This window comes from Pseudomonas sp. ES3-33 (assembly GCF_000952175.1).
Lineage (GTDB): Bacteria > Pseudomonadota > Gammaproteobacteria > Pseudomonadales > Pseudomonadaceae > Aquipseudomonas > Aquipseudomonas gregormendelii.
On sequence record NZ_JZRI01000080.1, the window covers coordinates 95,192 to 102,953 of the forward strand.

A 7,762-nucleotide genomic window follows, 5' to 3' on the forward strand; every position below is an offset into this window, starting at 1 on the left:
TCGAGTGATCAGACCTTCTCTTATTGGTGGGGGGCGAGGATCAAACGCTCATCCTCTTTGAAAAAATGCTCATCGCAGTTATTGCCTGTGCCACTGCGATCAACCACCAGGAAGTCATCCCGCTTTTCGATCGTCAGCACCGGATGGTGCCAAACGCCGCGATGGTAATTAATGCCCTGCCTGCCGTTGGTGACGAAGGCGCGGACCAAGCCTGATACAGGTTCATCGCCAACTGGCGCGACCACGATCAGAAAGGGGTTGCCGAGCAGCGGAATGAAAGCCTGGCTGCCCAGCGGATGGCGCTCCAGCATGCAAACGGTCAGTGGCATGTCCTGCGCGTCGGCGCGGAAGATGCTGATGATGGCGTTGTCCTCAGGCGTAGCGGTTTCAACCGTCGCCAGTTTATGGAAGCGCATGGTCGAACCGTTGTTGATCATGAAGTGATCGCTGCCGTCGGTTTCAATGACGTCACCGAAAGGGGCGAAGGCTTCTTTGGTCAGCGGTTCAATCGTCAGTGTGCGCATGCTGTTCTTTTCCGAATTCTGTGTTGTTGGTTCTGTTGCTATCGCCAGCAGGCTGGCTCCCACAGGGGAATGCATTGCCAATGTGGGAGCCAGCCTGCTGGCGATTGGGTTCAGCGCTTATTTAGCGACCTTGCCCAATACTCGCAGGCGGCTCACACCACCGTCCGGGAACACGTTCAGGCGGATGTGGGTGATTGGCCCCAGTGCCTTGATCTGCTCGGCGAAGGTGTGCTCGGCGTGCATTTCCAGCTTCTGCGCCGGCAACAGCTCACGCCAGAACAGCGACTGGGTTTCGATCTGGCTGTCGGTACCGCCTTTCACGAACGCGCCCTGGATGGAGCAGGTGTCCGGGTAGTTGCCCTTGAAGTGCAGGGTGTCGACGATGATTTTTTCGATCTCGCCCGGATGACCCAGCGCGACGATGACCCAGTCATTGCCCGGGGTACGACGACGTGCGGTTTCCCAGCCGTCGCCCATGTTGATGCCACGGCCCGGGTTCAGGATGTTGCTCATGCGACCGAAGTGTTCGTCGGAGCAGGCGAGGGCGCGGCCGCCGTTCAGGGCTGCAGCCAGGTCAACTTGCTCGTTGTCGCCCACGGCCGACCAGTCGCGGAACGGAATGCCGTACACGCGCAGTCGAGCCACACCACCGTCCGGGTAGATGTTGAAACGCAGGTGGCTGAACGACTGGTCGTTGCTGATTTCGTGGTAGTGATGGCTGTTGCCCTGCAGCTCGACGGCCGACAGCACTTCAGTCCACTGGGTGTTGTCGTCTGGCTCGCCCGAGGCCAGGAAGCAGGCTTCCAGGGACGCCGATGGCGGGAAGTTGCCGGTGAAGAATGAAGTGTCGATGTCCACGCCCTTGATCGAACCTGGTACACCCAGGCGGATCACAGCGCTGTCGTAACCTTCGAAACGCTTGCGGCGCGACTCCCAGCCGTCCATCCACTTGCCGTTGTCATCGAACACGCCCTCCTTCCATACGGCCGGGGTCGGTTGGAACAGACGATTGGCGTCTGCGAACCAGTCATCGGTGACCGAGATGATCTTGGTGCCCAGGCGGGCATCTGCCAGGTTGACGAACTTCTCGAAAGGTACGGCGTAAGCTTTCATTCTTCTTGTCTGCCTTTAATAAGTTGGCTTGGGATGCTTGCAAGGCCCCGGGTGTCATTTGCGTTTGAGAACACCTGGGCCAGGCTCGCTTATAGGGTCAGTAATCGGAACAGGGCGATCTTGTTGATCTCCGCCAGCGCGCACTTGAATTCGGTGTCGACCGAGTTGTTGATGCGCGTTTCGAACGCCGCGAGGATCTGATGCCGGTTGCTGCCTTTTACCGCCATGATGAAGGGAAACTTGAACTTGGCTTTGTAGGCGTCGTTCAGCTCGGTGAAGCGAGAAAACTCTTCTGCCGTGCATTGGTGAATACCGGCGCCAGCCTGTTCATTGGTGCTGGCTTCGGTCAGCTGGCCCTGGACGGCAGCTTTGCCGGCCAGGTCCGGGTGAGCGTTGATCAATGCCAGCTGGCTGGCGTGATCGGCGCTCAACAGGATGTCGCTCATGCGCTGGTGCAGGGTTTCGATCTGGTCGATCGAGGCGTCCTGGCCCAGGTCAAAGGCCTTCTCGGCCACCCATGGCGAATGTTCGTAGATGTCGGCAAAGGCTTTGACGAAGGCGTCGCGGCTCAGGGTCGAGGGTTTGAGAGTTTGAAAAGTGCTCATTTTGCAGGCCCTTGGTACGGGTGGGTTTCGTGCCAGTGGCGAGCGATGTCGACGCGACGGCTGAACCACACCTGTTCATGACTTTTAGCGTATTCGATAAAGCGTTTGAGCGAAGCCAGACGCGCTGGACGGCCGATCAAGCGGCAGTGCAGGCCGATGGAGAGCATTTTCGGTGCTTCGGCGCCTTCGGCGTACAGCACATCGAACGCGTCTTTGAGGTATTCGAAGAAATCATCGCCCTTGTTGAAGCCCTGGACCTGGGTGAAGCGCATGTCGTTGGTGTCCAGGGTGTAAGGGATCACCAGGTGCGGCTTGCCGGTCGGATTGTTCGGTTCCCAGTAGGGCAGGTCATCGTCGTAGGTGTCACAGTCGTAAAGGAAACCACCTTCTTCCATGACCAGGCGCCGGGTGTTCGGGCCGGTGCGGCCGGTGTACCAGCCCAGTGGGCGTTCACCGGTGATCTCGGTGAGCACGCGGATCGCTTCGAGCATGTGCTCGCGTTCCTGGGCCTCATCCATGTACTGGTAGTCGATCCAGCGATAGCCGTGACTGCAAATTTCGTGGCCGGCATCGACCATGGCGCGGATCACGTCCGGGTGACGCTGGGCGGCCATGGCCACCGCGAAGATCGTCAGCGGAATGTCGAATTCCTTGAACAGTTTCAGGATCCGCCAGACGCCGGCGCGGCTGCCATACTCGTAAAGCGATTCCATGCTCATGTTGCGCTCGCCTTGCAGCGGCTGCGCCGAGACCATTTCCGAGAGGAACGCTTCAGACTCTTTATCGCCATGCAGAATGTTGCGCTCGCCACCTTCTTCGTAGTTGAGTACGAAGGACAAGGCGATGCGGGCATTGCCCGGCCAGTGTGGGTGCGGAGGGTTACTGCCGTAACCGACCAGGTCGCGTGGGTAGTCAGCGCTCACTGCAGTCTTCCTTCTTGTTCGTTGACAGGTTGTGTGGCGGCCTGGCGATGGAATCACAGGCTGGCGTCACAGCGATGGGATGATTGTATACAACTTTATATCCACATTGTAAGTCTGAATTTTCGCATTTTTCACTCGCTGTCATCTTGCAGTGGTAGTGCAAGAAACCTGCCTGAATGGTCAGCTAATGGATCGAAGGTCCTGAGGTGGCCTGCCGAGCAGGCAGATACAGCACTGATCGGCAGTGGGCAGGAGTGACACGAAAAATGTCGTTTTTATTGTGTACAATTTTTTTGAAAAGTGTCTTAATCAGTTCCTCGCCGCAGCGTTTCGTGCTCCGAATCGGTGCGGTCTCCTTTTTAACTGACTTCGGGAGGCGCGAGGCCTGACGGTTCGATACCGCAGGCGCGCAGAATCAATGGGACGTTTGACTACTCACGTTTTGGACGCAGCACACGGTTGCCCGGGCAGCTCGATCAAGGTCGAGCTCTACCGCGTTGAAGGCTCGCAGCTGGAATTGGTCGCCAGCGCGATAACCAACAGCGACGGGCGGGTCGATGCACCGCTGCTGCAAGGCGATGACTACCGTACCGGGGTTTATCAGGTGCAATTTCATGCAGGCGACTACTACCGCGCCCGTGGCGTGCAGTTGCCGGAGCCAGCGTTTCTGGACGTCGTGGTGTTGCGGTTTGGCATCTCTGCCGAGCAGGATCACTACCACGTACCGCTGCTGATCTCGCCGTACAGCTATTCCACGTATCGCGGCAGCTGATCCCCCAAGCAGCTGCCCCAACCGGGAAGCGACTGCGCATATAGCTTCTTTGGTCTTTCGCCCGCTCACACTGCGGGCTTTTTTTTGCCTGCTGGAAAGTCAAAAGAGCACCACAATCCACTGTGGGAGCGGGGTTGCCCGCGATGAGGCCCCAACAGGCAACATCACCTCCAGATCGTCCGAAGGCCCGGGCCGCGTTCGGACGATCTTTTGATTTTGCCTTGCTAACGGCTCAACAGCGACGCAGCACCCGCACCACTGAACAGGCCGGCACTGATCCGGTTAAACCAACTCTGCCCCTTGCCGCTTCGCAGATACCGCGCCGCGCCGTGCGCACCCAGCCCATAAGCCAACTTGCACAGCAGATCCAGCACCGTCCACGTCGCAATCATCACCAGTAATTGCGGCAGGAACGGTTGTTCGGCGCTCAAAAACTGTGGCAGAAACGCAGCGAAGAAAAGAATGTCCTTCGGATTACTTGCGCCCAATACAAATGCGCGCCCGAACAGTGCGCGAAAGCGCGGAACAGCGGCCGTCTGGGGCACTTCAGCGCCCACCGACGGTTGGCGCGATTGCTGCCAGCTCTGCCAGGCGAGGTAGAACAGGTACAGCGCACCGACGATCTTCAGCGCGCTGAACAGCTGTTCCGAAGCCAGCAGCAGGGCGCCCAGGCCCAGTGCAGAAGCGCTGAGCAGGCAGATCGAGGCAATCACTCCCCCGAGGAAGGCGGGGTAAGACCGTCGCAGACCGTAATTCAGGCTGTTGCTGATCATCAGCAACGACAGCGGTCCCGGGATCAGGATCACCACCAGTGCAGCGCCGCTGAACAGCAGCCAGGTTTCCAGACTCATCACTTTCCTCCATTTGCGCAAAAGCCCCACCCGACGGGGTGAGGCTGGTTCGTAACGCTTACTGCGTAACGCTTACAAGAAAACGAACTTGGCGATGAAGATCGCGCACAACACCCACAGGCTGACGGAAATTTCCTTGTACTTGCCCGTGCCGGCCTTCAGTGCCACGTAGGTGATGAAACCCAGGGCGATACCGTCGGCAACGGAGAACGTCAGGGGCATCATGATCGCGGTGACAATCGCCGGGATACTGTCGGTCGCTTCATCCCATTCGATGTGAGCCATGCCGCCCATCATCAACATGGCGACATAGATCAGCGCGCCGGCTGTGGCGTAAGCGGGAATCATCCCGGCCAGCGGTGCGAAGAACATCGCGGCAATAAATAGCACACCTACGGTGACTGCGGTAAGACCAGTCCGACCACCTGCGGCAACGCCAGCGGCACTTTCCACATAACTGGTGACGGGCGGCACACCCACTACCGCACCGAATACACTGGAAGCACTGTCGGCCTTAAGGGCACGGGAGAGGTTTTCGATCTTGCCGTCGGCATTTACCAGGCCGGCGCGCTGGGCCACGCCCATGAGGGTGCCGGCGGTGTCGAACATGTGCACGAAGAGAAAGGCGAGTACCACGCTGATCATGCTGACATTGAACACGCCGGCGACGTCCATGGCCATCCAGGTCGGGGCCAGGCTCGGCGGGGCCGACATGATGCCTTCATAATGCACAAGGCCCAGGCCCCAGCCTGCCAGTGTCACGGTGATGATGCTGATCAGAATCGCGCCAAATACCCTGTGGTAGCTGAGAACAGCAATCATCAGGAAGCAGATGGCTGCCAGCAGCGGGCCAGGTTCGCGCAGGGAGCCCAGTTTGATCAGGGTAGCCGGGCTATCGACGACGATGCCCGCGGTTTTCAGGCCAATCAGCCCCAGGAACAACCCAACACCGGCGCCCATGGCGTAGCGCAAACTCACTGGAATGCTGTTGAGCAGCCATTCGCGGATCCGCGAGAAGGTCAGGAACATGAACAGCACGCCAGACACGAAGACCGCGCCAAGGGCCGTTTCCCAGTTGTAGCCCATGGTGCCGACCACGGTGTAGGTGAAGAACGCGTTAAGCCCCATGCCCGGCGCCAGGCCGACCGGCCAGTTGGCATAAAGGCCCATCAGCAGGCAGCCCAGCGCAGCGGCGATGCAGGTGGCGACAAAAGCCGCACCGTGATCAATCCCGGCATCGGCCATGATGTTGGGGTTGACGAAAATGATGTAAGCCATGGTGATGAAGGTTGTCAGACCGGCAATCAACTCGGTCTTCACCGTGGTGCCATGCAAGCTGAGTTTAAACAGACGCTCCAGCCAGCCGGTGGGGGCGGGCGGCGAGAGGTCCAGCGTCGATGCTTCGGATTTGCGGCTTTCCACAGCGAGTACTCCTCAAGAGTTTTATTGTTATTTCCAGGACCGGACCCATGAGGGCGGCAGCGGTCCTTTGAGGCACTTGCGAATTTGTTGACCGCTTGGTCAGGAACTCGCACGAGGTGGATTATGCTTTTGTGTACAAATAAAGCAAATATTGTTTTTGCTTTTGTAGACGAAAAAATTTTCGATCGGAGTATATCGCCTGTCACGCCGCCTTCGCGAGCAAGCCCGGCTCCCACAGTGATCCGCCGAACATAAATACAGCGTCCACCACCAAAACCCTGTGGGAGCGGGCTTGCCCGGGTAGAAACCGGGGACTTCCTTTACGTTTTAAACCAGCGACATCGTATACAGGTGCAAAAATGCGGTCAGGAGGTGCCTGACCATGCCATGGAATCGAGAGTCCCCGATGGATCAACGAATCAAACTCATAGGCGTCTGGCGGCACTTGAGAGCGGAATATCTCCACCTGCTGCTTACGAGCACGCGATAGCGCTCAAACCACCTGGGGGGCCGGAGTTACACTGACATGGCGCTCAGAATGATAAGGAGCGTATTCTGCAAGATGACCTTATCTATTGCACCGTATATACACTTAAGATTTTTATGTAATTGCTTATAGAACATTTCAAGGGTGGGGTAATTATGCAGTCTTCAAGTTTGTCCGGTCCACAAGGAATACTCAGTCTTAAATTACATGAACAGTGCAATGCCAATAAAGTTTCAAAAAAACCCTTGGGTGAGCTCGGTGAATTAGTCGGTGTACTTGGTGGGGTCCGAAATAATTCTTACGAATTGAGGAATGTAATTAAATCAACGGGCAGAATTGATTCAGGAGAAAAATGGCTTAGAATTTATAGTATTGACCGTGAGATTCGCGTCACAAAAAAAGAAGTTGGAAGGCTCAATGGTGAAAATAGCAAAAACACAGAAAAAATATTACGCCTTGAACAAGATATTCGATGGGCAAATACCAGCGATAGCGACTTGGAATCTTTTCGCAACAAACGTCGGAAGAGAGCCAATGAGCGCATTGCTAAAGCCCAGGAACGATATGAACATAAAATTTCCAAGAAAGACAGGGACATTCAGAGTCTGACAAATAGCAAAGATCGGGCTGTGGAGCACGCGTCAAATCATGGCGTCGCGGTAAGGAGTCGTCTGGATTTGGCCATCGCTGGCGAGATCTATGATCCTAAAAATACTGGTTTTGGGCCCATGTGGTCCTCTCACATACAAAGCGATGAATTTGCTATGAAGGAATTCGGTTTTATAGAGGGCTACGGGGAATATGGAGAACGCATTGAAGTCCCAAATGCTGAGGGTGAGATGTGGAAAATACTTGTGAAAGACTTTATGGGTTCGCCAGCTAAACTAGATAAGTTGCAGTCGGATAAAGCCAAGCTTGAGAAAGGATGTAGGCAACTAGCTGAATTAATGACGCGCGATGCGGAAATTCCGGATAAAAAAATTTCTGAGCAAGAAATTACTGAAATAAATAATTCTATCTCTACTTTCAAGAAAGAAAATGAAAACCTGTCTCTTATACACATCT

8 protein-coding genes are annotated in these 7,762 nt (G+C 56.1%); 2 read left to right on the forward strand and 6 right to left on the reverse strand.

What is annotated here, in order from left to right; genetic code table 11:
- Nucleotides 1–20: 20 nt before the first annotated feature.
- The 4 genes from UB23_RS15795 to puuE form a co-directional block, all read right to left on the reverse strand.
- Nucleotides 21–524, reverse strand: coding sequence for an ureidoglycolate lyase (locus tag UB23_RS15795; RefSeq protein ID WP_016773758.1), 504 nt, complete (start codon nucleotides 522–524; stop codon nucleotides 21–23).
- A gap of 117 nt (nucleotides 525–641) precedes the next feature.
- Nucleotides 642–1,637, reverse strand: coding sequence for an allantoicase (alc, locus tag UB23_RS15800; RefSeq protein WP_045060229.1), 996 nt, complete (start codon nucleotides 1,635–1,637; stop codon nucleotides 642–644).
- A gap of 89 nt (nucleotides 1,638–1,726) precedes the next feature.
- The gene (uraD, locus tag UB23_RS15805; RefSeq protein WP_045060230.1) at nucleotides 1,727–2,242 is read right to left on the reverse strand and encodes a 2-oxo-4-hydroxy-4-carboxy-5-ureidoimidazoline decarboxylase; all 516 of its coding nucleotides are present in this window, start codon (nucleotides 2,240–2,242) and stop codon (nucleotides 1,727–1,729) included.
- A complete protein-coding gene (gene puuE / locus UB23_RS15810; RefSeq protein ID WP_045060231.1) occupies nucleotides 2,239–3,165 on the reverse strand; it encodes an allantoinase PuuE in 927 nt (308 codons plus the stop codon). The genes uraD and puuE overlap by 4 nt, the downstream gene beginning before the upstream one ends.
- Nucleotides 3,166–3,583: 418 nt before the next feature.
- Here puuE and uraH point away from each other — a divergent pair, with 418 nt between their 5' ends.
- On the forward strand, nucleotides 3,584–3,937 hold the full coding sequence (gene uraH, locus UB23_RS15815) for a hydroxyisourate hydrolase (RefSeq protein WP_008031462.1): 354 nt from the start codon (nucleotides 3,584–3,586) through the stop codon (nucleotides 3,935–3,937).
- Nucleotides 3,938–4,161: 224 nt separating this feature from the next.
- Here the strand turns inward: uraH and UB23_RS15820 are convergent, their stop codons facing one another.
- A complete protein-coding gene (locus tag UB23_RS15820; protein WP_045060232.1) occupies nucleotides 4,162–4,788 on the reverse strand; it encodes a LysE family translocator in 627 nt (208 codons plus the stop codon).
- Nucleotides 4,789–4,860: 72 nt separating this feature from the next.
- Entirely contained in the window at nucleotides 4,861–6,210 is a 1,350-nt protein-coding gene (locus UB23_RS15825; protein ID WP_045060233.1) for an NCS2 family permease, read from the reverse strand.
- Nucleotides 6,211–6,852: 642 nt separating this feature from the next.
- On the opposite strand from UB23_RS15825, the gene UB23_RS29425 reads away from it, so the two are divergent.
- Nucleotides 6,853–7,762, forward strand: a 910-nt coding sequence (locus UB23_RS29425; protein WP_152644280.1) for a hypothetical protein, incomplete at its 3' end; no start/stop codon positions are given.

Coding starts and splice junctions, on each gene's coding strand:
- UB23_RS15795 (WP_016773758.1), bottom strand. CDS start 524: ATGCGCACACTGACGATTGAACCGCTGACCAAAGAAGCCTTCGCCCCT.
- alc (WP_045060229.1), bottom strand. CDS start 1,637: ATGAAAGCTTACGCCGTACCTTTCGAGAAGTTCGTCAACCTGGCAGAT.
- uraD (WP_045060230.1), bottom strand. CDS start 2,242: ATGAGCACTTTTCAAACTCTCAAACCCTCGACCCTGAGCCGCGACGCC.
- uraH (WP_008031462.1), top strand. CDS start 3,584: ATGGGACGTTTGACTACTCACGTTTTGGACGCAGCACACGGTTGCCCG.
- UB23_RS15820 (WP_045060232.1), bottom strand. CDS start 4,788: ATGAGTCTGGAAACCTGGCTGCTGTTCAGCGGCGCTGCACTGGTGGTG.